Below are 26,667 nucleotides of genomic sequence, written 5' to 3' on the forward strand. Positions count from 1 at the left end.
AACGGTCAGGGTTGGCACCCCCCGAGCCCCTCCCCAGTGTCTGAATCGCAGGTTTACACAGCATTATTAAGGAGGTTTAACATGATTATCAGACTGGTTATTGGTGCACTGATTGGTGGTGTTTTGGGATATGCGGTGTATCGTTTCATAGGGTGCTCCACAGGGACCTGCCCTATCACCTCAAACCCGTGGATCAGCACGATTTACGGCGTCGTAGTGGGCTTAGCAATAGCCGTGATGGGCAAACACTAAAAATAGACTCCACATAGTTGCGATAAGCCGCCTGGTTCCCCCAAACGGTATGGCACCCCATCAGCGACAACCACCGGTAGTTGATGCGATCCTCTCGGGGACCGAGCCCTGCGTAACCGAGGTAACTGCTCCAGCGCCACCGCTCCAGCACGGCTTTCTTCGCCTCGGTTCCCTGTGCGGCATACTCCCGTAACTATTTCGCCGTATAGAGCAAGTACAAGCCGCCCAAGAGTACCAATACTCCACAAACCTTCTTCAATATCACTGCGCCCCTGGATTTCTCATTCCAATCCAGATAGTGCTGAACCACCTCGGTGAATGTGCCTGCCAACACAATGACCGCACAGTGCCCCACCCCGTACAACAAAAGCAGCAAAATCCCGTAGGTCAGATTGGTCGCAGCGAATTTGAACGACACGGCCAGTATCGGGGCCATATAGGCGAACGTACAGGGACCAAGTGCTATACCAAACACAAGTCCCAAAATAAACGCCGCAAACATCCCCTTGCGTTTCATGCCAGGTTGGGCCGCCCCCGGCATGGGCAGGCGGATGGCATCGAGCAGGTAGAGCCCGACGATGAAAAAAATAACAGCCACCGCGTAGTTTCCCCAGCGTCCGACATCCCCCAGCATCCGGCCGGCCCCCGCCGTCATAGCGCCGATCACACCAATTGTGATGAGAATTCCCGCCGCAAACAGAAGCGAGATGGCGAATGCCCGCCGCATGGTAATCCGCCCTTGCTTATCGATGAACCCCACAATTAGCGGGATACTCGCCAAATGGCAGGGACTGAGCAGAATACTGAGTACACCCCACACAAAGGCAGCCCCCAACGCGACCGCCGCCGATCCTTCGACCGCATGTGACAGTGCAGTAAATAATTGCTCAAACATTATCTATCTCCACTCTATTAGGCAGGCTATTCACATCGTCAGATCTACCGCAAGCTCCCTCCACTTGCCCAGAATATCTTCTTTCCCGAAAAATCCTTCGTGCCGAAATAATTCCTTCCCCTGCGCGTCATAGAAGATTTGCGTCGGGATCACGTTAATCCCGTATTTCTTCCCTGCATCCGGGTTTTCCCATACATCAATAAATTGGACGTCCAGCTTACCCGCAAGCGTCTTCTTGAGGTCATCCAGAATGGGCGCCATCATCTTGCAGGGAATGCATTTCCCTGCGCCCAGATCAACCAAGCGAGGCAGTGCTTTCTCTTGCGTCACAGCGTTGGTGCCGCTCGCCAGAACAGCAGAAGGGGTGACACTCGCTACTGGTGTGCTGGGGGCATCATGTTTAGGGGAGTGCTTTACAATCAACACTCCAGCCACAGCCAGAGCCATAATGATCCAAATCCATTTTCCCGGCCCACTGCAGCAACTTCCGCCTCCGCATCCACAGGCCGCGTCATTGGTTTTTTTTTCGTTTATTTCCGTCATATTTATCATCCCAAGAATTTCTTAATTTCGTCCGCACTCAACACCTTGCCGGCACTCTTCACCACACCATCCACCACCAACGCCGGGGTCGTCATCACTCCAAACTTCATAATATCCTGAATCTTGTCCACCTTCTCAATAGTGGCCTCAATGTCCAGTGCCTTGACCGCCTCTTCCGCATTGGCCAGCAGCGTTTTGCATTTCGAACAACCCGTGCCCAGTATTTGTATTTTCTTCATATTTCCCTTTCGAGCCTTCGCGTGAGGCCGTTTCTCTTCTGCTACATGATAAAATTGAATAAATATCCAACCGCCATGATCCCAATCGCCACCACCCCGAAAAACGCCGCGAGCAATCGGGGTTTAAGCACTTTGCGCAGAATGATTGCCTCCGGCAGGGAAAGGGCAATCACCGCCATCATGAACGCCAACACCGTTCCCAACGCTGCACCTTTGCCCAACAACGCCTGCACAATGGGAATAATACCCGCCGCGTTGGAATACATCGGCACCCCAATGACCACCGCAAGCGGAACACTCCACCAGGCTCCTTTGCCCATGAATGACGCCATGGCATTTGCCGGCACATACCCATGAATGCCTGCGCCCACAGCAATACCGATCATGACATAGAGCCACACCTTACCCACAATATCCCGCACAGCATCGCGACCAAGCTGGATACGCGCGGCAATATCGAGCTGTTCCTCTTCAAGACCCGCCGATAGTCCTGTTGCGTAAACCCAGTCCTCAACATGGCGCTCCATCTTTAAACGACCGATGACCCAGCCAGCGACCATGGCGATGATCAGCCCCATACCCAGATAGATAGCGGCCACCTTCCATCCAAACATCCCAAAGAGCAAAACCAGCGCGATCTCGTTGACCATGGGTGCCGAAATCAGGAATGACAGCGTCACGCCAAGCGGAATCCCTGCTGTCACAAAACCTATAAAGAGTGGCACAGCCGAACAGGAGCAGAACGGCGTCACAATACCTAACAGCGCGGCCAGGACATTACCCACCGATTCGCGTTTCCCCGCCAGAATCCGGCGCGTCCGTTCAGGGGTGAAAAATGAGCGGATAATACCCACCACAAACACAATCAGTGTAAGCAGCATCAAGACCTTGGGTGTCTCAAATATAAAAAACTGAAACGCGGTGCTAAAGTGATTACCCTGCGGCAAACCCAATACCCCATACGTTATCCAGCCTGAAAATAACTCCAGATTCCAGTACGCCACACCCCAAATCAGGAGCAGTCCCGCACCCTTAAGAACCAGTGACGGCCATATATTTCGAATTACATGTCCCGTATTCACATCATTCCCCTTTCAAGTGTTCGGTTCTGCGTTTGGCATCAGCCCGAACCACGTCCACGGCGCATTCAAAGGCCTTGAGGATACAGGGGGTTTCAAGATGGTAAAACACCTTCATGCCTTCACGCCGGTCACTCAGGATCCCGGCCTTCTTCAGGATGGCCAGATGCCGCGATAAACCGGATTGGTCTATTTCCGCCAACTTATTTAACTCACAGACGCATCGGGCTCCATCTACTAGAGCGTTGATGATCATGATTCGCACCGGATGCGCCAATGCCTTAAGGATATCCGCCCGCACTTTCGCTTGCTGGTAATTCATGACTCATACAATATGCAAATATATGCATATCGTCAAAATATTTTTCGCCCCTTCGCGTGTTTCGTAGTTAATCTTTTTTCAGCCCCATATGCGCTTTAAGGACAACGCCGATCAGCAGCGTCAGGGCCAGGGTCACCAACCCACCGACAATTCCCGCAACTGAGGTTCCTGCCTTCACGACTGGCCAGGTGTCCTCAACCGCCGCAGTTTGCACTCCTGAAAAAGGCTCTGCTTGTGCCCCCTTGAAACCATAGTCCGGCAATAATGCGGTTTTAGCCTGAACCCCCGCCAATCGTGCATGCACACTATCTTGGGAGCCAGCCACTTCCTCTTTCCCGCTAATTTTTTCGATCGACCATTCCAATCCATCGGGATGCGTGGAAGCAAACCAACTAGTCAGCCCTCCAAGAATCGCCGCCACCGCCAGGAATCCGACTAACACTGGCCCCAAACGCCCCTTCTGTCCACAGATGCCCAACTCCATGGCCTCAGGCCGGGCACGGGCCACAAACGCAACAACCGTCGCAGTCGTAAGCCCCTCAACGATTCCGATCGCCAAATGAATGGGTTGCATGATCAAAACAAAGGTTTTGAAAGGCAATTCGGCAATACCCGACATTTTCGTTTCTACAACCACACCCAAAGCCCCAAGTTGTAAGCCCAGTACTGCCGCCGCCAAGGACGCACACCAGGCCCGGGCGCCCACCCGGTCTTTCCCGGCAATGAGTTGATAGAACAATGGATAGGCAATAAATGACGGAAAGAACCCAAGGTTGAAAACATTGCAACCCAACGCCAACAGGCCGCCATCGGCAAATAACAACGCCTGCACAGTCAACACCGACGCAATCACCAGGAACGCCGCATAGGGGCCCAGCATAATCGCCAAAATCAGCCCGCCCCCCAAATGTCCACTGGACCCCGTGCCGGGAATCGAAAAATTAATCATCTGGGCCGTGAAAATAAAAGCACCCAGGACCCCCATCAACGGAACCAGCCGGTCTTCACGAGCCTCCTTGACCTTCCGCGCACACCACGCCATCAACCCCGCTGTGACCGCCCACATCGCCCCGCCTACGGCAGGGGAAATCAACGCATCCGCCATATGCATAATACAATCCCCTTTTCGGTCTATAAATTTACATTGAATCCCAGCCAATGGCACTATATTGCAGAAATTATTCGACCCGGTTCATTTTTGGGCTGGCATCGCAAATAGCCCAAGGCGTCCATGTCTATCAGTTCTGCATCGAACTCTACTAGGCGCTTCTGGGTTTGTGTGGGGATTTTTCATTAAGGCAATGGCGCCAACCCTTTCCCTGGATCCTCAAACGGCGGTCATGGTGTAAATCACTTCTCCTGTGGATAGACCAGGCCCCATTGCCGACGCAACTCATCCATGGTCCGCATAGTAGATATGGTTTCGGATAACGGCATCACGGGACTTTCCTTAAGCCCGGCGCGTAAACAACGGCCGACCTCAACCGCCTCATAGTTATATCCATTCCCCACTTTCACCGGAGTCACCGTTTCAGAGCTTTTTCCAGGGATCGTCAGCGTCACATCAGTCAAGTGCCAGAAGCCGGGCATATAAATTGAACCTTCCGTGCCTAGAATCCGCGCTTCATGAGGCGTGTGGGTTCTCACGGCACAAGTCAAAACAGCCAAGGCTCCCCGCTGATAGGATAACACCATGGCCGACTGCTCATCGACCCCGGTCTCGCCCAGATGACATTGGCCTGTCACCTTCACGGGTGCACCACCAAATACCATTGATGCCAGAGACAAGGGATAAATCCCCACGTCCAGCAAGGCCCCCCCGCCCAATTGCAGGTTCAACGCCCGGCCTTCGGGATCCCAGTCCGTCCGGAAACCAAAGTCAGCCATCACCATCCGCGGTTCCCCGATCACACCCTGTGCCAGCCACTCGCGTACCTTTACCATGTGGGGCAGAAACCGGGTCCACATCGCCTCCATCAGAAACACATTCTCACGCCGGGCACAGTCGATCAGCTCCTGACTATCCCGCTCATTGAGGGTAAAAGGCTTCTCACAAAGCACGGCTTTTTTTGCTTTCATACAGAGCATTGCCGCCTCGTGGTGCAGGGGGTGCGGGGTGGCCACATACACAACATCCACCTCAGGATCCGCTACCATGGCCTCATAATTGTCATACACATGAGGGGCATTAAACTCAGCGGCAAAGGCCGCCGCACGCCCTGCCGTTTTTGACGCAACCGCCACCAGCCGCGCATCCGGCACAGACTGCAGCCCGATGGCAAATTTCCGCGCTATTTTACCCGGTCCCAAAATTCCCCATCTTATCGGCTTCATTTAACTTCCTTTTTGCCACATATGGCCGCGTTCATCGTTATTCGTTATTTGTTACCGGATAATAATTAGCCGATAACCAATAACATTCCTTGAATGCAATTATTCCGAAATAGCTCGAAAGCAACCTCTTGTATTGTTAGAATTTTTAACACATTTTATATCTGAAAAGGAATTGGAATCATGAAACCGGAAATTATTCTTGCTGTTGATGTCCCCTCCGCAGATGAGGTTAGCCCCCTGATGAACAAACTTCCCGCCGAATTGACCTGGTTCAAGGTGGGACTCGAGCTTTTCACAGCAGAGGGCCCGGCGGTCCTTAACATCATCTCTTCCCGCGATAAGAAGATTTTTCTCGACCTGAAATTGCATGATATTCCCCGCACCGTCGCCAATGCCGTGACCTCCGCCGCCAAACTGGGCGTCAACCTGATCACCGTTCATGCGATTGGGGGCCGCGCCATGCTTCAGGCCGCCGCCGCGGCCGCCGCGGCCTTTGGCCCCAACCGCCCGCATCTCGTTGCCGTGACCACCCTGACCAGCCTGAATCAGGACGATTTCATTGATCTCGGCATTAATCGTACCGTCTCGGCCCAGGCGCTGGCACTGACCGAAATGGCCCTCGCATGCGGGATTGATGGCGTTGTCACATCCGTACACGAAGCGCCCGCCCTGCGCCAACGCTTTGGGAACAGCCCTATACTCGTAACCCCCGGCATCCGCCCCTCCGGTGCCGATGTGGGCGATCAAAAGCGCGTGGCCACCCCCACCCTGGCGGTGGATGCTGGCTCTACCTACCTGGTGGTAGGACGTCCCATTGTCGAAGCGGCTGACCCCTCTCAGGCCGCACGAGCCATCCAAATGGAAATCGATCGCGCCTGGCAGGCGAAGTCGCGCTAGCCTATGCAACCATGCAATACCTAACACTCAAGGTTTGGCTTATGCTGGCAATGTCATTTCAATTAGTGGCCGAAACAGTTTACGCAGACCCCAATGCCTGGCTTGACCAGCCGCTCACTAACGCCACCTTCGTCGTCTTTGACGTTGAGACGACCGGTTTGCTAGCCCGGCAATCGCGCATTCTGGAAATTGGTGCTATCAAGTTCCGTAACGGGGAAATCCTTGAGCGTCGCAACTGGCTGATCAAACCTGACATTCCCATCCCCTGGGAAGTCCAGGGCATTCACGGGATCACACCGGCCCTGGTTTCTAACGCCCCCCCTTTTTCAAGCGTATTTCCCGAATTTTCCGCGTTCGCAAGCAATACCATCCTTCTGGCCCATAATGCCCGCTTTGACCATGCCTTTATCGCCGAGGAGTTAATCCGCAACCAACTCTCCTTCCCCGCCACCCCCATCCTGGATACCATCCCCTTGTGCAAGGTATGGCATCCGGAGCAAAGAAGCTTCAGCCTACAAAATCTGACGGCAAGCCTGACTCCGAACCATGAGGAACACACCATAACCGATACCTCCCTGCCGGACGGCACTCTCCGTAACAACCGCTTTCACTCCGCTCTATATGACTGCGAATTTTTGACTCTGTTGGTAATGAAGGGATTCCAGAAATTGCCTCAGGACGCCACGGTGAAAGCGCTCACACATATCACGGGAGGGGTCTACTTCTTCGAACATCACCGCCTCAAGAAGCTTCCCAGAGAAACCCCAACATGCAAACCATAGTACTTCTGGCCATATCCAACATTTTCATGACTTTTGCCTGGTACGGGCATTTGAAATATAAAAGCTCTCCTCTATGGATGGCCATCATGGTCAGTTGGAGCATCGCCTTTTTTGAATATTGTTTCCAAGTGCCGGCCAATCGCTATGGCTATGGACAGTTCAATGGTGCCCAACTCAAAACCATCCAGGAAGTCATTACCCTGATCATATTTATGGTCTTCTCCGTGCTGTATCTGAAAGAAGAATTCAAGTGGAACTATCTGGTCGGTTTCAGCCTGATTATTGCGGCCGTCTTTTTTGTCTTTCACAAGTGGTAGACCGGAGGCTTCGCCCTACCCAAATACACGATATTTCTTAAGGTAGGGCGAAGCCTCCGGCTGAGCCGGGGAACTTGCGACAGGCTGCTAGACTCCCTCTTTTTGCTGCCTTATTCTCTAGGAATCGCAGATATGTGGTACAATACCTGCTTATGAAAGAGCATTGAAATACATCCATGAAACGGTGGGTTTTTTACTTACTATCGGGGTTAAGTGTGGCTATTGCCACCATTATGGTTGTTTTGTATTTTTTCACCCCGCGCACAATTGCGAAAAACGCCCCGAAGCAGGTGGCTATCCTCATGAATGCTCCAGCGATTGCATCAACACCTTCTGCAAATGTTTCCATTCAGACAGTCACGACAATCCCGGCAGTTTCTCCACCCCAAAATCAGATTATTCCGGTCACCTCAACCGGGACACCCTCTTTAACGATTGCCCAGCAGGGAATTAAGATCCAGCGCACTCTGTTCGGTGGCGGCATCACATTTGTTGCGGCTGACTTGCCAACCAGTCCTTTGCGGACAGAATTGGAAGCCCTCCCCCCCCCAATCCAAGTCGAGGCTATCGCCAGACTCACTGAGTTAACTTTTCACATCAATGACTTACAGTCCCTCCATGTGGATAAGCGTGGCATGGTCTACTATGCCTGCACTTTCTCCAACACCCCCGCAACAGGAACAGCACCCGTTTCAGCGTCCACCGATAAATCCCCCGCCTATATTCCGAAAAATAACCTTAACTACATTTTTTCAGCAGGAAGGACCTCACCCGCCATTCCTATCCCGGGAATTCTGGCGGAAGTCCCCATCGCTTCGCCTCCGATAAGACATAGCAAGCCAGGGGTCACCAACGTTCTGTTCCTGGATTTCAACGGACACGTCATCACTAACACCGCTTGGAATTCAGACACCAAATTCTTGGTACCGCGCTGGGACTGTCTTCCGTTTGATATCGACGGCAACACCAACACCTTCAGTGTTACTGAGCAGGAGTGCATCATCAGGATTTGGGAGCGTGTGTCCGAAGATTACGCTCCCTTTAATATTGACGTTACCACCGAGCAGCCGACCCGTTGGACCTCCACTACCGGGCATGCGCTGATCACACCAGAAATAGATGCCCACGGAATCCACTGTCCCCATTTTGGCTATGGCGGATATGCCTATATCTCTCCCGGCTTCGGAAATGTTAATTATTCTTACAATACCTCCGGCTGTTATTCACCCGCCTTTGTGTTGCCCCTGGGGGACACCAGTGCCAGTTATTCCTCCACGGCTGAAGCCATTTCTCATGAACTTGGCCATAATATGGGACTGAGCCACGATGGCACCACCCTACCAGACGGAGCCTATTACTGGGGCCACGGATCCGGCGACATATCCTGGGCTCCCATTATGGGCGCAGGGTATGGAAAGAATGTCACCCAATGGTCGAAAGGCGAATATTATCTAGCCAATAATCCTGAAGATGATCTGGCCATTATCTCGGCAAAAGTACCCTATCGCACAGATGACCACGGCAACACCAATTCAGTTGCAACACTTCTTACAGCCAGTAATGAAACCATTATTTCTTCAGGCATCATCACCAGTAACACCGACGTCGATGTGCTCGCATTCTTTGCCGGGATTGGTTCCATGAGCCTAACCGTGTTTCCCTATCGCTGCGCCAATAGCTCATACGGGGGCAATCTCGACATCAACGCACGACTGTATAATAGCTTAGGAGCGCTTGTGGCTTCAAATAACCCCAGCGACACAACTCAAGCCGTCATCAATTACGCATCCCCTGCGGCCGGGAAGTTTTATCTATTTATCTCGAATAGTGGAGCTGGTAATCCGACCAATTCCTCCCCAAGCGGTTACACCTCCTATGGGAGTATCGGTCAATATTTCGTGACAGGAACAGTGGCGCAAGCCTCAGGCATTTTCGTCAAGATCCCCAACGGCGGGGAGCTCTGGTACAAAGGGCAAACCAATACGATCCGCTGGACAAGTGGAACGAATGCGGTTGGTAATGTTAAGGTTGAACTATTCAGAGGCGAAGGCCGCTATAGCACCATTGCCAATAATTTAACCAATACCGGCACCTATTCCTGGAACATCACGAATCCAATGCTCAGTTCCACAAACTTCAAAGTTCACATATCCAGCCTGACGCAAACCGGTGTCTGGGACCGAAGTGATGGGCCCTTTTCAATAACCGTAGTGCCCCCAACAACCAATCTATTTGAGAATTTTGACGCCAGCCCTTCGTTACCAGTTAATTGGTCACAAACAAATCTTGCCTGCACAAACAACTGGAAATTCCAACCTGGGGGATGGACTGGCTATTGGTATCCATCAAGCGCACACTCAGGGAGCTATAACGCCTGCCTATACGACGAAACGACTGACTCAGACATCTGCATTCTTTCAACGCCCATCCTCAATGCAAGCGGCTGCACCGGGGCGGTACTCAGATTCTGGCATTGCATGACGTCATGGGAATCCGATCAGGATTTCCTGAATATATTGATCAAAACCAATGAAGCCGGATCATGGGTCTGGATTGCGGGCTATTCCAATTCGGTTGCCAGTTGGACTCAACGAACAATCGCCCTACCGAATCCTGGGACTAATTATACGATTGGCTTTGCAGGGAATGCAAAATACGGGTACGGGGTATGCCTGGATGATGTTGAAGTGATTGGGTACCCGGAGGATATTAATTACGTTACCAACAATACCCCGCTATCGTGGCTTGTTGACAACAGCCTTGACCCAACAGATGCAGCGGCATTGAGCGACACTGATAGCGACGGAATGAAAGCCTGGGAAGAATGGATCGCCGGGACCTGTCCCACGCAAAGCTCATCAGTCCTGAATGTTTCCAACACTTGGAATGCCGTAAACGCACCCATAATAATCTGGTCGGCTGTAACTGGCCGTACCTATTCCGTTAACTGGGCTACCAACCTATTAACCACCCCCTTTGCTCCGATGACCAACAACATCACAACCGGCGTGTATACCGACACCGTCCACACGGTCGAACAAACCGGCTTCTACCGGATTGGCGTCCAGGTGGCGCCTTAGCAATTACATCCCGCCCTACCAAATCAAAGGGCACTCTTTATGGATCGTAAATTTGTTATTGCATAATCTATATTAGCAATTATATTCTCTTAAAGATTTGCTTTAATTACGAGCGCCACATGGCGATCGGAGGCAGATATTCAAAACAATAGGAGCTAAAATGAAGAAAGTATATTCGATCGCATTGGCAGTATTCGCATTGGCTGTAACGGGAGCATTGGCTGAAGAGGCCGCCGCCCCGGCCGAAAAAGCAGCCCCGAAGCCCGCCAAGGAACTCGTGACTCAGGATATGACCATTGTGGGTACCGTGACCAAATGTGAAAACAAGAAAAAAGACGGCACGCCCATGATGACGTGGTACAACCTCGTCGATGAAGATGGCAAGGAAGTACGCCTACCCAAGGGGAAAGTCGAAGAATTCGCCGGCACCAAAGTCAAAGTGACCGGCGACGGCTACAGCATGGAAAAGAAGGGCAAAACCGTCCGCGCCTTCAAAACCATCACCACCATCGAAAAAGTCGATACCACGCCAGCAAAATAATTATCAAAAGTAGTCAGGATTCAGAATTCAGAAGTCATTCCGATTTCTGGATTCTGGATTCTGGATACTCCTTACGCGAAATGGCACCTTACATGCCATCCCGAATCGGCTTCCCGAGAGCCCGGTTTTTCAGTGAAACATTTCTCCTTGGCCTGAACGCATCGCGGAGCGAAGGGACAGCCTTCAGCGTGCTTAAACATTGGCTGTAGGGCCGGATCGGTAGCAGAACCAGGTTCAATATCCAAAGGTTTTCGGATGTCATCAGGATCAGGTACGGATGACTTCAACATCTGCGTATAAGGATGGCGCGGATTCCGGAACACCTCTTGTGCCACCCCCTCCTCAACTACCTGCCCCTTGTACATGATCAACACCCGTTGGCACACATAATTGACCACGGCTAGATCGTGAGCCACCAACAACACGGCCATATGCCGCGCCTCACTTAAATCACGGATCAGATTGAGAATTTGAGCCTGCACCGATACATCCAACGCGGATACCGGCTCATCTGCCACCAGTAAGTATGGATTTAAGGCAAGCGCCCGAGCAATGCCAATCCTCTGCCGCTGTCCCCCACTGAATTCATGGGGATAACGCCGGGTATAACCGTTATCCAGCCCCACCTGCTGCAGAAGTTCGTTGATTCTAGCGGGCCGCTCCACACTGGTGGCAAGTTTATGAACTGACAACACCTCACCCAACGTCGCCCCAATCGTCATACGCGGATTCAAGGCCCCCATTGGATCCTGGAAAATCATCTGGGCACCTCGCCGGAAGGTTTCCAATGCCTGACCTTTGAGACCATGCACATTCTGGCCGCGGAATAAAATGGTTCCCTGCGCCACCGGCTCAATTCCCAGTAACGCTTTCCCCAGCGTCGTTTTGCCAGACCCACTTTCGCCAATAATCCCTACACGTTCTCCCTGCGCCAAGGTGAGGGAAACGCCATCGACAGCCGCCCATAATTGGCGCCTGCCCTGTTCATCATGACCGTGATAACGGACGGTTACGCCAGTTGCTTCCAATAATGACATCGCACGCTGTGTCCTTCCTTCACACTTTCCATAACCGGCTCTTTCTGCCGACATACCTCACCCGCAAAAGGACATCGGGGATGAAACCGGCAACCCGCAGGGAGGCGGGCAGGATGCGGCACAGATCCCTCAATCCCCTTCATCCTTTCCACGGGCCTGTTCAGACGCGGAACCGCCGCCAGCAAGCCCTTCGTATAGGGATGCGCCGCATGGCCAAGCACCTCCTCAACTGAACCGGACTCCACAACCTGCCCGCAATACATCACGTATACGCGCGCCGCATTGCTGGCCACTAACCCCAGATTATGGGTGATCAAAAGCACAGCCATCTTTAACTGCAATTGAAGCTCACGGAGCAGTGTGAAAATTTGAGCCTGAATGGTCACATCCAAAGCAGTAGTCGGCTCATCCGCCACGAGCATACGGGGCTGACACGCCAGTGCCATGGCAATCATCACACGCTGCTGCATCCCCCCGCTAAACTCATGCGGATAGGCCTTACGGCGCGATTCGGGATTTGGCAGTCCCACCAAATGCATCAACCGGACGATTTCGGCCGTAACATGGGGCACCTTCCGATGGAGCCGAATGACTTCAGCGATCTGATCGCCCACTCGCAAAACAGGGTTGAGTGAGGAAGATGGATCTTGGAAAATATAAGAGAGCGTAGCGCCGCGAATGGCTCTCAACCGTGATTCCGGCATCGCCAGAATATCCTCGCCTGCCACCCGAATCGCTCCAGTCAAACTTAGCCCTGGCCCGGTAACCAACCGCGCCAGAGCCAGCGCAGTCAGACTCTTCCCGCAGCCGCTTTCCCCGACCAATGCCACAGTCTCGTTTTCATTCACAACCAGATCCACCCCATCCACAGCACGAATGGTTCCTTCATCTGAAGAAAACGAGATCTTCAGATCAGAGACAGAAAGCATTGGGTCCGAGGAAATCATCAGAATGGCAGGCCATTACCGGGTTCGTCAGCAGGCTCTTCGGCTGGGGCCGCACTGTCCGCAAAAGGTTCCGCTGTTACGGATTCTCCTTCCTTAACCAGGATCTCGATACGTCGCTCGACCTGATTTAATTTTCCAGAGCAGAGTTTCACCAATGCCTGGCCTTCCTCAAATCGCTTCATCATGTCTTCCAGGCTCAGCGTCCCGCTCTCCATCTCCTCGACAATCGTTTCGAGCCGGGCCAGCGCCTTCTCAAAACCGATGTTTTCCGTCCCCACTGCCTGTTCATCCGTTTTCTTTTTCGCCATGAGTCACCTCTGATGTAAATTCACCTTCGCCCACTTTGGTTAAAACCCGTTCACCCGGCTTAACGTCAACCGCACGCCGGATGGCCCGGCCCTCAGCATTAAACGTGATGCTGTATCCGCGCTTCAATACCGCCAGCGGATTGAAGGCATTCAGTTGCCGCTCCAATCCATGTACCTGCTGAACCCGACTTGCAAACACCAGCTTGAGCGAGTGCGTCATCCGCACTCCTAAATCGTCAGTCTGCTGCTGTCCCTCCCTGAACTGCCGTTCAAGGGCATGGCGTGTCTGGGTTTGCAATCGCTCCAGTCGTTGCCGATACACCCGTGCGGCATTGCCCGGTTCCCTGAACACATAACTGCATGACGCAGCCTTAAATCGACTTTTCACCTCAAGCAAAGAATGCTTCAGAAGCCGCGTCATCAACCGGGACTGGGTCCGGAGTGTCTCCAAAAATTCATCCTTGCGCCCCACCACGATCTCAGCCGCCGCTGACGGGGTGGCCGCCCGGAGATCGGCCACAAAATCACAAATCGTAAAATCCGTCTCATGGCCCACCGCCGAAATAACCGGGATATCCGAGCGAACGATAGCTCGAGCCACAATCTCCTCATTGAAGCACCAGAGATCTTCGAGGCTCCCCCCGCCTCGTCCGACAATCATCACCTCAACCGTACCCATCTTGTTGAGTAAATCAATTGCTGCGGCAATCTCCTCGGCCGCCCCGATTCCCTGCACCCGGGCTGGCGCAATGACCACGTGCAAATTGGGAAACCGGCGGCACAGGACATTCAGTATATCCCGGATAGCAGCACCAGTCGGTGACGTGACCACGCCAATATGTTGAGGCAACAGGGGCAGTTTGCGCTTTCGATCCACATCAAACAGCCCCTCTGCCGCCAATTTCTTCTTCAAGGCCTCGAAGGCGGCCTGGAGTGAGCCCTTCCCGCCTTCTTCCATCCGGCGAACCGCTATCTGGTAGCTGCCGTCACGATCATAAACGGTCAAGGCACCATGAGCTCGCACGCGCATGCCGTCCCGCGGCACAAACAGTAATCCCCGCATATCGCTACGCCAGATCACCCCGCGAAGTTGTGCGGCCTCATCCTTAATAGTGAAATAGCAGTGACCTGAAGGCGGTATCCGTACGTTGGAAAGTTCGCCCTCAACGGTTACAGCCCCGAAATTCCCCTCAATGAGACGACGAATCTGCTTCGTTAATTCGGTTACAGTGAAAACGGCAGGATTCATTTTGGATGATCCAGAAACTCCCGAATACGTGTGATTTTCCGGGCTCGCCCCGTGGCCTCATCCACATCAATCAACGCCCCTTCCAACGCCACATTACCCTCGGCAATTTCGAATTTTGACGGCATTCCGGTAATAAACTTACCCATCACCGAAACATAATCCCGCCCGATAATGGAGTCTTTCGGCCCCGTCATCCCCAGATCGGTCAGATACGCCGTCTTTTTGGGAAGAATAACTTCATCAGACGTCTGAACATGGGTATGGGTTCCCACCACCGCACTCACCCGCCCGTCAAGATGGCGCCCCATGGCGATTTTTTCAGAGGTCGCCTCAGCATGGAAATCAACCAGAATCACCTTCCCCATGTTCGGCTCCTTGCTTAACAGCGTATCCACGGTGCGAAACGGACAGTCCATGGGGGGCATGAATACTCGACCAATCAGGCTGATCACTGTGACACGGCCCTTTGGGGTATCCACAGTCACCACACCACGCCCCGGGCAACCCGGCGCGAAATTTGCAGGACGAATAATCCGTTTCTCAACCTCCAAATAAGGGATGATATCCTTCTGATCCCACATATGGTCACCCATGGTCAGGACATCGGCCCCGGCATCAAACAATTCGCCGGCAATAATCCGGCTGGTTCCTTTGCCCCCCGCCGAATTTTCGGCATTGGCAACAATCAGATCCACCTGACCATCCTGCTTCATCCGGCCCGCAATCCTTGCGAAGATCTTGCGCCCCGGCCCCCCAACCATATCGCCCACCATTAATACAATCATCGGGCATACTCCACCGAGCGGGTTTCACGTACAACCATGACGCGGATCTGGCCAGGGTACTGTAAATCGCTTTCGATTTTTTTGCAGATGTTCCGAGCCATGGACATGGCTTCATGCTCGTTCACTTTTTCTGGCTGCACCACCACCCGGACTTCACGTCCAGCCTGAATCGCGTAACTCTTCTCCACGCCCGGGAAACCATCGGCGATCGCCTCAAGCTTTTCCAGACGCTTAATATAGATCTCGGTAGTTTCCGCTCGCGCCCCGGGCCTAGAGGCCGAAATGGCATCCCCTGCCGCCGCCAGAATCGCATAGAGGCTCTCCCCAGGTACGTCATCATGGTGAGCTGCCACGGCATTCACCACCACCGCCGGTTCCCCCAGGCGTCGAAGCAGATCCGCCCCGATCACCGCATGACTCCCCTCAATGTCGTGATCCAGAGCCTTCCCAATGTCATGCAACAAACCGATCCGTTTGGCCAACGACACATCCAGCCCCAACTCCGCCGCCATCACCCCCATTAATTGGGCCACCTCAATAGAATGCATCAACACATTCTGGGAATAACTGCTCCGGAATTTAAGCCGCCCCAAAGTGCGAATCAGTTCGGGCTCAAAGCTCTGGATTCCCAACTTAAAAATGGCTTCCTCCCCGGCGACTCGAATGCGCTCATCCATTTCTTCCCGCGTCTTGGTCACCACCTCTTCGATCCGGGCCGGATGGATGCGCCCATCCTGAATGAGTCGCTCCAAAGAGATCCGGGCCACTTCACGACGGACAGGATCGAACCCTGAAATCACGACTGCTTCGGGGGTATCATCCACCAGAAGATTAATCCCTGTGGCAGCTTCCAACGCCCTGATGTTGCGTCCTTCACGCCCGATAATACGCCCCTTCATCTCATCATTCGGCAAGGCCACACTACATGTCATCATTTCCGAAGCATGGCTGGCGGCATAACGTTGAACAGCCAGGGTAACAATTTTCTGGGCCTCCCGTTCAGCCGTATCCCGGGCCTCAGCCTGCATACGCCGGATCAAGCCCCCCACCTCATTATGAACTTCAGCCTCAACTCGGGCCAGCAGGGTGGCGCGCGCCTCCGCTTCCGTCATCCCGGCAATCCGTTGAAGCTTGGTCTTATTTTCATCGATGAGCCGATTCAATTCGACTCGACTTTTATCAAACTCCGAGGCCTGTTTTTCAACCTCACTGGTCCTTTGTTCGAGCGCCCGTTCCTTTTTATCAATAAGCGCGACTTTCCGGTCAAAGTTAATTTCACGCTGGGCAATGCGATTATCCAGCGCCATTAATTCCTCGCGGCGCGTTTTAGTCGAGAGCTCAAACTCCTCACGAACTTTCAGCGCATCCGCCTTGATTTGTAAAGCCCCCTCTTTCAAAAGATTTTCCGCATCCTTCCTGGCATCTTTCAAAAGCTGATGGGCATCCTGTTCGGTCTGACTCGACCGGACAGAACTCATCCATGTTCTTATGCCATACCCCATGGCCAACCCGACAACAACCGCTATTACAACGGCAATAAACAGTTCCATTTCATCCCTTTCGATAAACCTGATCTTCCGTCACCACCACATCCATTCCCACATCCGTCTCGGTCACCGGCAATTCCGGCGCCAATTGAAATGAAAAACAGACCCCGACCTTGTTGAGCACTTTTGTGCCCAACCGGGCCAGCATCCGGTCATAAAATCCTTTTCCATGTCCAAGTCGGGCTCCATTGGCCGCGAAAGCCACACCGGGAACCACCACCAGCCCGTAGGCATCCGGTTTAGCCCAAAAAGGCGCCACCGGCTGCCGCACATTGAACCCGCCATGGGTCAGCGATTCGTTCGGCGTCAGCCAGGCGGGCATATACTCCCCGTCATCCCGCACCGCAGGAACCGCCACACGCTTTCCCGCCTTCCACGCGGCCGCCAGAATGCCCTCAACGTTCACTTCCCCCGGTAACGACAAATAGCCAAGAACCACTTCAGCACGCTGAAATTCCGGCAGAACCAGCACCCGCGCCGTGATGTAACGGCTTTGAGTCAACACCCAACCGGCCTCAAGACTTGCCCGCCGCTTTCGCATCACATTTCGAATGGAATCTTTTGTCAGCATGTTATTTTCGTACCATCTGCGCGTTTCGTAGTTTAACTCTTCTTTTCAGAATGATCGCTCGCCCGTCTCGCATTCCATTCAACCATCCGTTTTCCGATCACATCCTCATAGCCCGCCTTGGTGGGTGTATAATAGACTGCGGACGTGGGCATATATTCCTGATCCACAAAATGTCCTTCAAAATCATGGGCATATTTATAGCCGACATGCCCCAGTTTCTCAGCTCCCTTATAGCTGGCACTGCGTAAATGGTCCGGAACCGGCAAAACCCGCCCCTTCTCTACATCGGCAAGTGCAGCATCAATCGCAAGATAGGAAGCATTGCTTTTCGGAGCCGTGGCGAGATAGATTGTTGCCTGTGCCAGAATAATACGGCCCTCAGGCATTCCTACAAACGCCACCGCATCCATGGCAGAGGTCGCGATCATCAGTCCGCGCGGATCGGCGTTCCCAATATCTTCAGAGGCCAAAATCACTAAACGACGTGCAATAAACCGCGGATCTTCACCCGCATAAATCATTTTGGCTAACCAATAGATCGCCGCATTGGGATCGGAACCCCGCACACTCTTAATAAATGCGGAAATGGTGTCGTGATGTCCGTCCTCATCGCGATCATAAACCACGGCCTTTTTCTGAACAGACTCTTCCATGATAGCGGCGGTGACATGAACCCGATACTGGTCATTTGGAGGAGTTGACATCACGGCGATATCCAGGGCGTTAAGGGCACGCCGCACATCCCCTTCACAGACCCTGGCCAGATGCGCTAAAGCCTCTGGATCCACTTCTGTAGAACGTCCCCCCAACCCCCGCTCATCCACCAGTGCCCGTTTCAGGATCGTAATGATAGCCTCTTCGGATACCGGATTGAGCTGAAAAACCTGGGAGCGCGAGGTTAATGGACTGTTAATGAAAAAGAAGGGATTGTGCGTCGTAGCCCCGATCAGGGTTACAGTCCCATCTTCAACATGCGGCAGGAGAATATCCTGCTGGGACTTGCTAAAATGATGGATCTCATCAATAAACAGAATGGTTTCGATGCCATCCGCCTTTTTCCGGTGATCGGCAGCGGCGAGAAGGGCACGTAGGGAAGCAACGTTGGCAAGAACCCCGCTGGTGCGTTCAAAACGACGGCTTGTAACGGAGGCGATGGCTTCGGCAATCGAAGTTTTGCCGCATCCCGGAGGACCATAGAGAATGATGCTGCCCAAACGGTCTGCTTCAATGGATCGCCGTAACAGCTTGCCTTTACCAAGGATATGATCCTGGCCGATAACATCATCCAAAGTTCGAGGGCGCATACGGGCCGCCAGCGGCTGCAAACGCATCACATCTCCCGACTGTTCACTCTCGAAAAGATCCATTTACCCGACATCCTCTAGAAAAAAAACCCCACCTTACCGTAGGGGCACGATCTCCAAGCCTCAGTCATTGAGGTGGGAGCTTTATCATGTGGGTTCCAAATCCCGTACTAGACGGGCTTGCGGGTGCCACACTATTCAAACTCCCGGATTCATAATATCGGGTTAGAGATTTCAGCCCATACACGAGTAAGGCAGGGCAAATTTAAATATTTAATCTTACCCCACAACATCCTCTCTCTACGTCTATATAATAGCGCTTCTACATTCACTCCGTCAAGCAATGCAAACCCTAAACCATCGAACCGAATCACGATTTATGAACACCTGAGCCGCGTCGACAGGACGTCGAACTGGGATATAGGTCATTTCAGCCTGAGCACGATTTCTTCGCCATCGCACTTCAATGTAACGCTTTCAGGTAATATTCTTACAACCTGATAAGCGCCAACCATTTCACCTTCCTTCATGGCAGAACCGCTGATGATCGCCACTGGATTTTTCTCGGAATAGAAGGTTCCGCCAAGAACAGGGACATCCATGCGGATCACCTTGGGACGAACCGGCTGAGCTACCTCTTTAACCGGGGGCGTGACTTGAACCGGTTTATCATCCGTGAACTGCTCTACCGCGACAGGCACACTGGAATCAGCCACCTCCGGCCTTGGGGGTGCTGGGGGAATGTCGGAGTGGATGGCGACCTGAACAGGAACTTCAGTCTTGCCCACGATTTCGCTAGTGGGATTCATGGACACAGTCACGGTGGTACCACGCAGAAAATATAAAACAATTCCCAACACGATCACGACACTTACCAGAATCAGAATGAAACTCGGCTGGCCCGACGAACGGAGCGGTTCCGGATAAGGTTTTGAATGCCGCGGCCCAGTCTCTCGGGGAGGTTCGGGCGTGACGACCGGGGGAGCAACGGGAGCGCCCCCCTGTCGTTGATTTTGAGCCTTCTTTAATGCATCGCTAATAGTGCTCATGGGGGTAATGCCAATCAGGCGAGTGACTCTCCCTCCAGTTCCTTGATGCAGGCCTGGATATGATTGTGATCCAACGTGAAGGTTTCCTGAACAAATCCTCGCAGGAGTGCCTTGTCGGCCAGGATATTGATAAGCCTCGGGACCCCGCCAGTATGGGTAAAAATGGCCTTAATGGCAGAATCGCTGAAGACGACTCTTCCCTGCGATCCTGCAATCGCAAGCCGGTGGGGAATGTAGTCCGCAACTTCAAGCTCATTCAACGCCCGGATGTGAAATCTAACGGCAATACGCTGCTTGAGCTGAACCAACTCAGGTGCATTCAACTTATCCTTCAACTGGGGCTGGCCGACCAGAACAATCTGAAGAAGTTTCTCTTTTTCCGTTTCTAGATTGGAGAGCATCCGGACGGTCTCAAGGGCCGAAAACCGCATATTCTGAGCTTCATCAATAATCAACACGGCATTGTTGCCCAGCGAAAGTTGTTCCAGGAGAAACTTATTAATCTTCTTGATCAGTGCCCCCTTGGTGCGTTTCTCGACGGTGATACCAAAATCCTCGACAATGGCTTCCAGAAGTTGAATTTCAGGCAGCACCGCATTGAGAATAAATGCCACCTTGACCTTTGAATCGAGGCGATTGATCAGGGCGCGGCAGAGGGTGGTTTTACCCGCACCGATCTCACCCGTAATTGTCAGAAACCCTTTCCTCTGTTCAATGCCATAGCGGAGATGATCCAAGGCTTCCACATGCGTCGGGCTGAGGTAAAGGAAACTGGGATCACTCGTGACGTTGAAGGGGTTTTCTTTCAGACTGTAGAATTCTCTATACATCGTGAGTTCCAAGTTTTAGAAGTTACGGATCAAATATCACACGGCGCACCAAGCAGAGTCAAGAACGACGATGATCCCCTCGGAGCAGACTTTCATCTTGATCCCCCTCTCCTGCTGTGACAGATTACCGACCGATTTTTACACTATAATTTTTACACTATAAAAGGAGACATGAACATGGCTAAGGGAAATATGTTAATCGGTCAAAGCGGTGGTCCTACAGTAGTGATCAACCAAAGCCTCGTGGGTGCAATTCTGCAAGCCAAGAAGATGAAAGAAATCGGCAATATCTATGGCGCGCTGCATGGTATGAAGGGGATTCTTGCGGAAGACTTCATTGACCTCCGCAAAGAAAGCACCAAAACCCTTGAGCAGGTTGCCATTACCCCCGCGTCCGCCCTCGGTTCCGCCCGCAAAAAACCGACCGACGCAGAATGCGCCAAGGTTTTCGCCATCCTCAAGAAGTATAATATCCGGTATTACTTCTACATTGGCGGGAACGACTCCGCCGAAGCCACTCACATCATTAATGAGCAGGCCCAAAAGGTCGGTTACGATCTACGCTGTTATCACATCCCCAAAACGATTGATAACGACCTGCGCGAAAATGACCACACACCCGGCTTTGGAAGTGCCGCCAAGTTTGTGGCCACCGCCATGATGGGTGATAATCTGGACTGCCGCGCCCTGCCCGGCGTAAAAATTAACATCATCATGGGCCGCAACGCGGGCTTTCTGACCGCCGCCGCCGCCCTCGCCCGCGTCTATCCAGATGATGGCCCGAACTTGATTTACATGCCTGAACGCCCATTCTCCATGGATAAGTTCACGAAGGATGTCGAGGCCGTCTACAAGAAGCTCGGGCGCTGCGTCATCGCTGTCTCAGAAGGTATTTCCGATGCGGATGGCACCCTCATCGCGGCCAAGTTCTCCAAGGAAGTCGATTCCCATGGCAATGTGCAACTCAGTGGCACCGGCGCCCTGGGAGACCTGTTAGCCACGGAGATCAAAAATCGCACCTCCATTACCCGCGTCCGTGCCGATACCTTCGGTTACCTGCAGCGTTCATTCCCCGGCATCGTATCGGAGGTGGATGCCAAGGAAGCCCGCACGGTCGGCATACTGGCGGTCAAGGAAGCCCTCAAAGGCAAGGAACCCAGCGGCTCTATCGCCATCCGCCGCAAACCCGGCAAGAAGTATGCGGTGTATTTTGAGCGCGTCCCCCTGGCCAGCGTTTCCAAGGAAACCCGCCACGTGCCGGATAACTTCATCAACAAGAAGGGAAATGATGTCACGCAGGCGTTCTTTGACTACGCCCGTCCGATCGTTGGAAAACTGCCTAAAATCGGTCGCTTCAAAGGCGTGAAAGTCAAAAAAGCCTAAGGCCGTCAGTAACACAATGAAACCGAGGATGTACCGGAAGGTGTATCCTCGGCTTCCCACTCTTCATCATTCATTATGCTCTTTTGCTTCCAGCTACATGATCCAACTATAGGATACACAAAGTAGTGCTTGATCAATTTGTTTATACATGCCCACAACTATCTGATCGAATAGACGTTTCCTGTTTTCTTTTTTTCATCCGATCAATTCCGTTGACCATGACTAGTGGTCCTCTGTATAAATCGCAGCCATGAATGCAGTTGTTTCGCCTGATAATAAATCAGTTTTGACCCGGGTCGATTTGAGTGATGTCCGGAGCAAGATGATTGACAGCCTCCGCACCACCTCGGTGGCACCGATGATCAAGGAGATTTCCATGGTCATCGGGGGCGGCAAAATGCTGAGAGCGAAACTGACCATGACCCTTGGCGCGGTAAGTGGCGCAAAATACGATGATCTGGTTCGGGCTGCGGCCGCCGTAGAAATGGTGCATGCCGCCAGTCTTCTACATGACGATGTGGTTGACGGCGGGGTATTGCGCCGCGGAGCCCCAACCTTCTGGAAGGAAAAGAGCATTTCCGGCGCCATTCTGCTCGGCGACCTCATGATCTGTAAAGCCGTCCAAATGCTTGAAGAAATTGAAAACAGGCGGGTGGGTGGAATGCTGGTCAATTTGTCTGCGGAAATGTGCGATGCCGAGGTCGAACAGGAACTGATCACACGTGGCGTCCCTGGTAACTGGGAAAAGAGCGTCTCCATGATCAGGCGGAAAACCGGCTCGCTGTTCGCCTTTGCTGCAAATGCCGCGGATAGCACCCCCGGTAAACGGGCAGACGCTTTATTGGAGGCTGGCTACCAAATTGGTACGGCGTTCCAAATGGCCGACGACCTGATGGATGCTTCAGGGGGATCGATACGCGATGGCAAGGATCTGGGGCAGGATGCAGCACGCGGCAAACTCACCTCGGTGTCTGCCATAAACACTGAAAAAGCGCGGACGCATCAATGCATTCGTGACCTCCACCAAAGTTCGCGGACTCTTTTGGCCCCCTGGCCCCCCATTCAAGCCGCATGGAATCAGTATTTGACAGCCGATATGGGCCCCGTTATTGATAAATTTGTATCATAATCTCCACTGACCTCTGACTTGACACCCTTCCCCGCTCTCGGCATCATCCTCCCCCTATGAGCAACACGACCCAAATTGCAGTATTAAGCGGTGACGGAATTGGCCCGGAAGTCATGGAACAGGGACTGAAAGTCCTTGGGGCCATCCAGAAACGGTTCGACTTTAACCTGAAATTCACTCATGCCGATGTCGGTGGTGCAGCCATTGACCGGCACGGAAACGCGCTCCCTGAGAGCACGCTCAAAACCTGCGAAGCCAGCAAGGCCATTCTCTTCGGCTCCGTTGGGGGCCCGAAATGGGAAAAGCTACCGCCAGCCCAACAGCCAGAACGAGGCGCACTACTGCCTCTCCGAAAACATTTTGGACTGTTCTGCAACTTGCGTCCGGCCAAACTACCCACCTCCATGCTTCCCTGCTCACCTATCCGACCGGACTTATGTCCTGCAGGATTTGATATCCTCTGTGTCCGGGAACTGACAGGTGACGTCTATTTCGGCCAACCCAAGGGCCGGGAAGGCTCAGGCCCAAGCGAACGGGCTTTTGATACCATGGCCTATACCCGCCATGAAATCGAACGGGTGACACACATGGCGTTCGAGATGGCTCGCAACCGCCGCAAAAAAGTAACCTCCATTGACAAGGCCAATGTACTCACCACCATGGTGCTCTGGCGCGAAGTGGTTACCGGGATCGGGCTTTCCTATCCAGACGTAACCCTCCAGCATATGTATGTTGACAATGCCGCCATGCAATTGGTGCGATCCCCCCAGCAATTCGACGTCATGCTTTGCCCCAACATGTTCGGGGACATCATCAGTGATGAGTGCGCGATGCTGTCGGGTTCACTGGGAATGCTACCCTCTGCAAGCCTGAACGAGACCGGGTTTGGCCTCTATGAGCCTGCGGGTGGGTCCGCACCGGATATCGCCGGGAAAGGCATTGCTAACCCGATCGCCCAAATCCTCTCGGCGGCCCTGATGCTTCGCCACACCCTTCACCTCGAGGAGGGCGCCAGGGCGATTGAGAAAGCCGTCGAAGACGTTCTGGCTCAAGGGTTCCGCACGAAGGATATCACCACGAATGCCTCCCAAACCGTGGTGGGAACTGCGGAAATGGGAACGGCCATTACCGAGGCCATTCTCGAAAACTGACCAAAAAACCGCAACACGACGTCTGGACTGATGCCCATGAAAACCCGTTCCACTGCTCCAAAAAAATCACAGGTCCCGCCTGTCCAAAAGGCAGCGGACTCCATTCGTCGCGGCCGGGATGTCATTCAGATGGAAATTGAAGGACTTCAAAAAGTTCAACGCGATCTGGATTCCTGTTTCACCAAAGCCGTCGACATGATCATCCAGGCCACGCAGGCGGGTGGGAAAGTGGTGGTCACCGGGGTGGGTAAAAACCTCCATATCGGCGAAAAGATTTCCGCCACACTGGCCAGCACCGGCACCACCAGCGTCTTTCTGAATCCAATTCAGGCCATGCATGGTGATTTGGGCATTCTGGCACCGACCGATATCCTGCTGGCACTCAGCTATAGCGGTGAATCTGAGGAGATCCTCAATCTCCTGCCTCTTGTTCGCCGCTTCGGCATCAAGGTCATCTCCCTGACCGGGAAACCTCACAGTTCCATGGCTAAATTGAGCGATGAAACCATCTCGGTTGCAGTGGATCGCGAAGCATGCCCCTTCAATATGGCACCAACCACCAGCACCACCGCGACGTTAGCCGTGGGCGATGCCCTGGCCATGGTGTTGCTGGATACGCGCGGCTTCAAGCTTGAAGATTACGCCAAGCGCCACCCCGCAGGCGCCATTGGACGCACCCTCCTGCTCAGGGTTTCAGATATCATGCGCAAGGGAAACCGCGTGGCCTCAGTACCGTCCAACGCCAAAATCAAGGACGTCATTCTGGCCATGACCAAGGGCCGCAGCGGATCGGCGGGCGTACTTGACAAAGCGGGCCACGTGCTGGGCATCTTTACCGACGGGGATCTTCGCCGGCATCTGCCGCATTATCCGGACATCGTCAATATGCCGGTTTCGGCGCTCATGACCCGCAAGCCCATCATGGTCAAGGCCGATGGCCTGGCCGCAGACGTGTTGCAGCTCTTCGAGAAACACAACATTGATGATCTTCTTGTGGTTGATGAGCAAAACAAACTCGTCGGCGCTGTCGATATTCAAGATCTGCCCAAACTCAAGATCATGTAGAGTCCCTAAAGGCTTGTTCACTATGGATCTACTTCAAGCGGCGATTCTCGGGATTGTTGAAGGCGTAACAGAATACCTTCCTGTCAGTTCAACAGGACATCTGCTCCTGACCATGAAACTCATGAACATCGGCCAGACGGCCTCCACCAGGGATGCCGCTGATGCTTACGCCATCTGTATTCAAGCAGGCGCCATTCTAGCCGTTGCAGGGCTGTATTTCCGTCGACTCCGGGGCATTGCCGAAGGGCTGATCGGCAAGAATCCTGAAGGGCTCCGGCTGGGAATCAATGTATTAACCGCTTTTTTGCCGGCCGTCATCGCAGGCCTCACTCTGGAAAAATGGATTAAAAAGAATCTTTTTGGCGGCGGGGAAATGGGATTATGGCCGGTGGTTGCCGCCTGGCTGGTCGGCGGCGTAGTGATTCTCGTTATCGAATGGAGACGCAGCAAGTCAAACAGCCGGGCCGTGTCAACCAAGTCTCTGGCGGAACTCACCTGGAAGATGGCGTTAGTGATCGGGACCGTCCAGATCCTTGCGATGTGGCCGGGCGTCAGCCGCAGTCTGGCAACCATCCTGGGGGGACTCTGGGCAGGACTTTCCCTGGTGGCGGCAGTGGAGTTCAGCTTTCTTCTTGGCCTGCTCACCTTAAGCGCAGCGACCGCCCTTGACACCTTGAAATATGGCGGCGACATCCTGTCCACCTATGGGTGGCAGGCGCCGTTGGTAGGCCTGATCACAGCCTTTGTGTCAGCCGCCGTGGCGGTGAAATGGCTGGTCAGCTATCTTCAGAAACATCCCCTTTCACTCTTCGGGTATTACCGGATTGCCATCGCCATAGTTGTGGCCGGATTCCTGATTTGGCACTAGGCCGGATCCGTCCCGAAAAGTTTTTTCTTTTTTTGTTGAATTTGAAAGAAACTTCGGACACTATGCGCAGCTGTTTTCAAGGGGGGGACGTAGCTCAATTGGTTAGAGCGCTGCCCTGTCACGGCAGAGGTCGCGGGTTCGAGCCCCGTCGTCCCCGCCAGTT

The 26,667-nt window shown here is 53.2% G+C and carries 28 protein-coding genes, 1 tRNA gene and 1 other RNA gene; 12 read left to right on the forward strand and 18 right to left on the reverse strand.

Features of this window, described 5'->3' with window-relative positions; genetic code table 11:
- The first annotated feature begins 81 nt into the window (after positions 1-81).
- Complete coding sequence (locus tag WCI03_11315; GenBank protein MEI8140441.1) at positions 82-252, forward strand: DUF6132 family protein; 171 nt, start codon at positions 82-84, stop codon at positions 250-252.
- Between the two features lie 193 nt (positions 253-445).
- Here the strand turns inward: WCI03_11315 and WCI03_11320 are convergent, their stop codons facing one another.
- The 7 genes from WCI03_11320 to WCI03_11350 all read right to left on the reverse strand — a co-directional run bounded on the left by WCI03_11320 (position 446) and on the right by WCI03_11350 (position 5,664).
- The gene (locus tag WCI03_11320) at positions 446-1,147 is read right to left on the reverse strand and encodes a cytochrome c biogenesis protein CcdA (protein ID MEI8140442.1); all 702 of its coding nucleotides are present in this window, start codon (positions 1,145-1,147) and stop codon (positions 446-448) included.
- A 30-nt stretch (positions 1,148-1,177) separates the two neighbouring features.
- The gene (locus WCI03_11325) at positions 1,178-1,690 is read right to left on the reverse strand and encodes a thioredoxin family protein (GenBank protein ID MEI8140443.1); all 513 of its coding nucleotides are present in this window, start codon (positions 1,688-1,690) and stop codon (positions 1,178-1,180) included.
- Positions 1,691-1,695: 5 nt separating this feature from the next.
- Positions 1,696-1,929, reverse strand: a complete 234-nt coding sequence (locus tag WCI03_11330) for a thioredoxin family protein (GenBank protein ID MEI8140444.1) — start codon at positions 1,927-1,929, stop codon at positions 1,696-1,698.
- A gap of 41 nt (positions 1,930-1,970) precedes the next feature.
- The gene (locus tag WCI03_11335; GenBank protein MEI8140445.1) at positions 1,971-2,951 is read right to left on the reverse strand and encodes a permease; all 981 of its coding nucleotides are present in this window, start codon (positions 2,949-2,951) and stop codon (positions 1,971-1,973) included.
- Positions 2,952-3,012: 61 nt separating this feature from the next.
- Complete coding sequence (locus tag WCI03_11340) at positions 3,013-3,330, reverse strand: metalloregulator ArsR/SmtB family transcription factor (protein MEI8140446.1); 318 nt, start codon at positions 3,328-3,330, stop codon at positions 3,013-3,015.
- Between the two features lie 67 nt (positions 3,331-3,397).
- The gene (locus WCI03_11345) at positions 3,398-4,441 is read right to left on the reverse strand and encodes an energy-coupling factor ABC transporter permease (GenBank protein MEI8140447.1); all 1,044 of its coding nucleotides are present in this window, start codon (positions 4,439-4,441) and stop codon (positions 3,398-3,400) included.
- 239 nt (positions 4,442-4,680) lie between these two features.
- Entirely contained in the window at positions 4,681-5,664 is a 984-nt protein-coding gene (locus WCI03_11350) for a Gfo/Idh/MocA family oxidoreductase (protein MEI8140448.1), read from the reverse strand.
- Positions 5,665-5,844: 180 nt separating this feature from the next.
- Between WCI03_11350 and pyrF the strand changes: the two genes are divergently transcribed.
- The 5 genes from pyrF (at position 5,845) to WCI03_11375 (ending at position 11,281) form a co-directional block, all read left to right on the forward strand.
- Positions 5,845-6,561: an orotidine-5'-phosphate decarboxylase gene (pyrF, locus tag WCI03_11355; GenBank protein MEI8140449.1), complete on the forward strand. Its 717-nt coding sequence runs from the start codon at positions 5,845-5,847 to the stop codon at positions 6,559-6,561.
- Between the two features lie 41 nt (positions 6,562-6,602).
- The gene (locus tag WCI03_11360) at positions 6,603-7,343 is read left to right on the forward strand and encodes a 3'-5' exonuclease (GenBank protein ID MEI8140450.1); all 741 of its coding nucleotides are present in this window, start codon (positions 6,603-6,605) and stop codon (positions 7,341-7,343) included.
- On the forward strand, positions 7,331-7,660 hold the full coding sequence (locus WCI03_11365) for a DMT family protein (GenBank protein MEI8140451.1): 330 nt from the start codon (positions 7,331-7,333) through the stop codon (positions 7,658-7,660). Before WCI03_11360 ends, WCI03_11365 begins: the two co-directional genes overlap by 13 nt.
- Positions 7,661-7,836: 176 nt before the next feature.
- Positions 7,837-10,740 carry a Ser-Thr-rich GPI-anchored membrane family protein gene (locus WCI03_11370; protein ID MEI8140452.1) on the forward strand — a complete coding sequence of 968 codons (2,904 nt, stop codon included), beginning with the start codon at positions 7,837-7,839 and terminating at the stop codon, positions 10,738-10,740.
- A 160-nt stretch (positions 10,741-10,900) separates the two neighbouring features.
- Positions 10,901-11,281 carry a hypothetical protein gene (locus tag WCI03_11375; protein ID MEI8140453.1) on the forward strand — a complete coding sequence of 127 codons (381 nt, stop codon included), beginning with the start codon at positions 10,901-10,903 and terminating at the stop codon, positions 11,279-11,281.
- 71 nt (positions 11,282-11,352) lie between these two features.
- On the opposite strand, the gene WCI03_11380 is transcribed toward WCI03_11375, so the two are convergent.
- The 11 genes from WCI03_11380 to WCI03_11430 all read right to left on the reverse strand — a co-directional run bounded on the left by WCI03_11380 (position 11,353) and on the right by WCI03_11430 (position 20,908).
- Positions 11,353-12,318: an ABC transporter ATP-binding protein gene (locus WCI03_11380; GenBank protein ID MEI8140454.1), complete on the reverse strand. Its 966-nt coding sequence runs from the start codon at positions 12,316-12,318 to the stop codon at positions 11,353-11,355.
- Complete coding sequence (locus WCI03_11385) at positions 12,291-13,247, reverse strand: ABC transporter ATP-binding protein (GenBank protein MEI8140455.1); 957 nt, start codon at positions 13,245-13,247, stop codon at positions 12,291-12,293. Before WCI03_11385 ends, WCI03_11380 begins: the two co-directional genes overlap by 28 nt.
- A gap of 17 nt (positions 13,248-13,264) precedes the next feature.
- A complete protein-coding gene (locus tag WCI03_11390) occupies positions 13,265-13,573 on the reverse strand; it encodes an exodeoxyribonuclease VII small subunit (GenBank protein ID MEI8140456.1) in 309 nt (102 codons plus the stop codon).
- Positions 13,551-14,822, reverse strand: coding sequence for an exodeoxyribonuclease VII large subunit (gene xseA, locus WCI03_11395; protein ID MEI8140457.1), 1,272 nt, complete (start codon positions 14,820-14,822; stop codon positions 13,551-13,553). Before xseA ends, WCI03_11390 begins: the two co-directional genes overlap by 23 nt.
- Positions 14,819-15,607 (reverse strand): TIGR00282 family metallophosphoesterase, encoded by a 789-nt coding sequence (locus WCI03_11400; protein MEI8140458.1) that lies wholly within the window; start codon positions 15,605-15,607, stop codon positions 14,819-14,821. Before WCI03_11400 ends, xseA begins: the two co-directional genes overlap by 4 nt.
- Positions 15,604-17,157, reverse strand: coding sequence for a ribonuclease Y (gene rny / locus WCI03_11405; protein MEI8140459.1), 1,554 nt, complete (start codon positions 17,155-17,157; stop codon positions 15,604-15,606). Before rny ends, WCI03_11400 begins: the two co-directional genes overlap by 4 nt.
- A gap of 1 nt (position 17,158) precedes the next feature.
- On the reverse strand, positions 17,159-17,725 hold the full coding sequence (locus tag WCI03_11410; GenBank protein MEI8140460.1) for a 5-formyltetrahydrofolate cyclo-ligase: 567 nt from the start codon (positions 17,723-17,725) through the stop codon (positions 17,159-17,161).
- A 32-nt stretch (positions 17,726-17,757) separates the two neighbouring features.
- Complete coding sequence (locus WCI03_11415; GenBank protein ID MEI8140461.1) at positions 17,758-19,092, reverse strand: replication-associated recombination protein A; 1,335 nt, start codon at positions 19,090-19,092, stop codon at positions 17,758-17,760.
- Positions 19,093-19,113: 21 nt separating this feature from the next.
- Positions 19,114-19,293: non-coding RNA, 6S RNA (gene ssrS, locus WCI03_11420), on the reverse strand.
- A gap of 161 nt (positions 19,294-19,454) precedes the next feature.
- A complete protein-coding gene (locus WCI03_11425) occupies positions 19,455-20,078 on the reverse strand; it encodes a hypothetical protein (protein MEI8140462.1) in 624 nt (207 codons plus the stop codon).
- A 14-nt stretch (positions 20,079-20,092) separates the two neighbouring features.
- Positions 20,093-20,908, reverse strand: a complete 816-nt coding sequence (locus tag WCI03_11430; protein ID MEI8140463.1) for an AAA family ATPase — start codon at positions 20,906-20,908, stop codon at positions 20,093-20,095.
- Positions 20,909-21,085: 177 nt separating this feature from the next.
- Between WCI03_11430 and WCI03_11435 the strand changes: the two genes are divergently transcribed.
- The 6 genes from WCI03_11435 (at position 21,086) to WCI03_11460 (ending at position 26,664) form a co-directional block, all read left to right on the forward strand.
- Positions 21,086-22,291, forward strand: a complete 1,206-nt coding sequence (locus WCI03_11435) for a 6-phosphofructokinase (GenBank protein ID MEI8140464.1) — start codon at positions 21,086-21,088, stop codon at positions 22,289-22,291.
- A gap of 250 nt (positions 22,292-22,541) precedes the next feature.
- A complete protein-coding gene (locus WCI03_11440) occupies positions 22,542-23,420 on the forward strand; it encodes a polyprenyl synthetase family protein (protein MEI8140465.1) in 879 nt (292 codons plus the stop codon).
- 56 nt (positions 23,421-23,476) lie between these two features.
- Complete coding sequence (gene leuB / locus WCI03_11445; GenBank protein MEI8140466.1) at positions 23,477-24,571, forward strand: 3-isopropylmalate dehydrogenase; 1,095 nt, start codon at positions 23,477-23,479, stop codon at positions 24,569-24,571.
- A 36-nt stretch (positions 24,572-24,607) separates the two neighbouring features.
- Positions 24,608-25,636, forward strand: coding sequence for a KpsF/GutQ family sugar-phosphate isomerase (locus WCI03_11450; protein MEI8140467.1), 1,029 nt, complete (start codon positions 24,608-24,610; stop codon positions 25,634-25,636).
- Positions 25,637-25,658: 22 nt separating this feature from the next.
- The gene (locus WCI03_11455) at positions 25,659-26,504 is read left to right on the forward strand and encodes an undecaprenyl-diphosphate phosphatase (protein ID MEI8140468.1); all 846 of its coding nucleotides are present in this window, start codon (positions 25,659-25,661) and stop codon (positions 26,502-26,504) included.
- Between the two features lie 83 nt (positions 26,505-26,587).
- A tRNA-Asp gene (locus WCI03_11460) sits at positions 26,588-26,664 on the forward strand.
- Positions 26,665-26,667: the final 3 nt, after the last annotated feature.

It is taken from the genome of bacterium (genome assembly GCA_037143175.1).
In the GTDB taxonomy this organism is placed as follows: Bacteria; Verrucomicrobiota; Kiritimatiellia; order CAIKKV01; family CAITUY01; genus JAABPW01.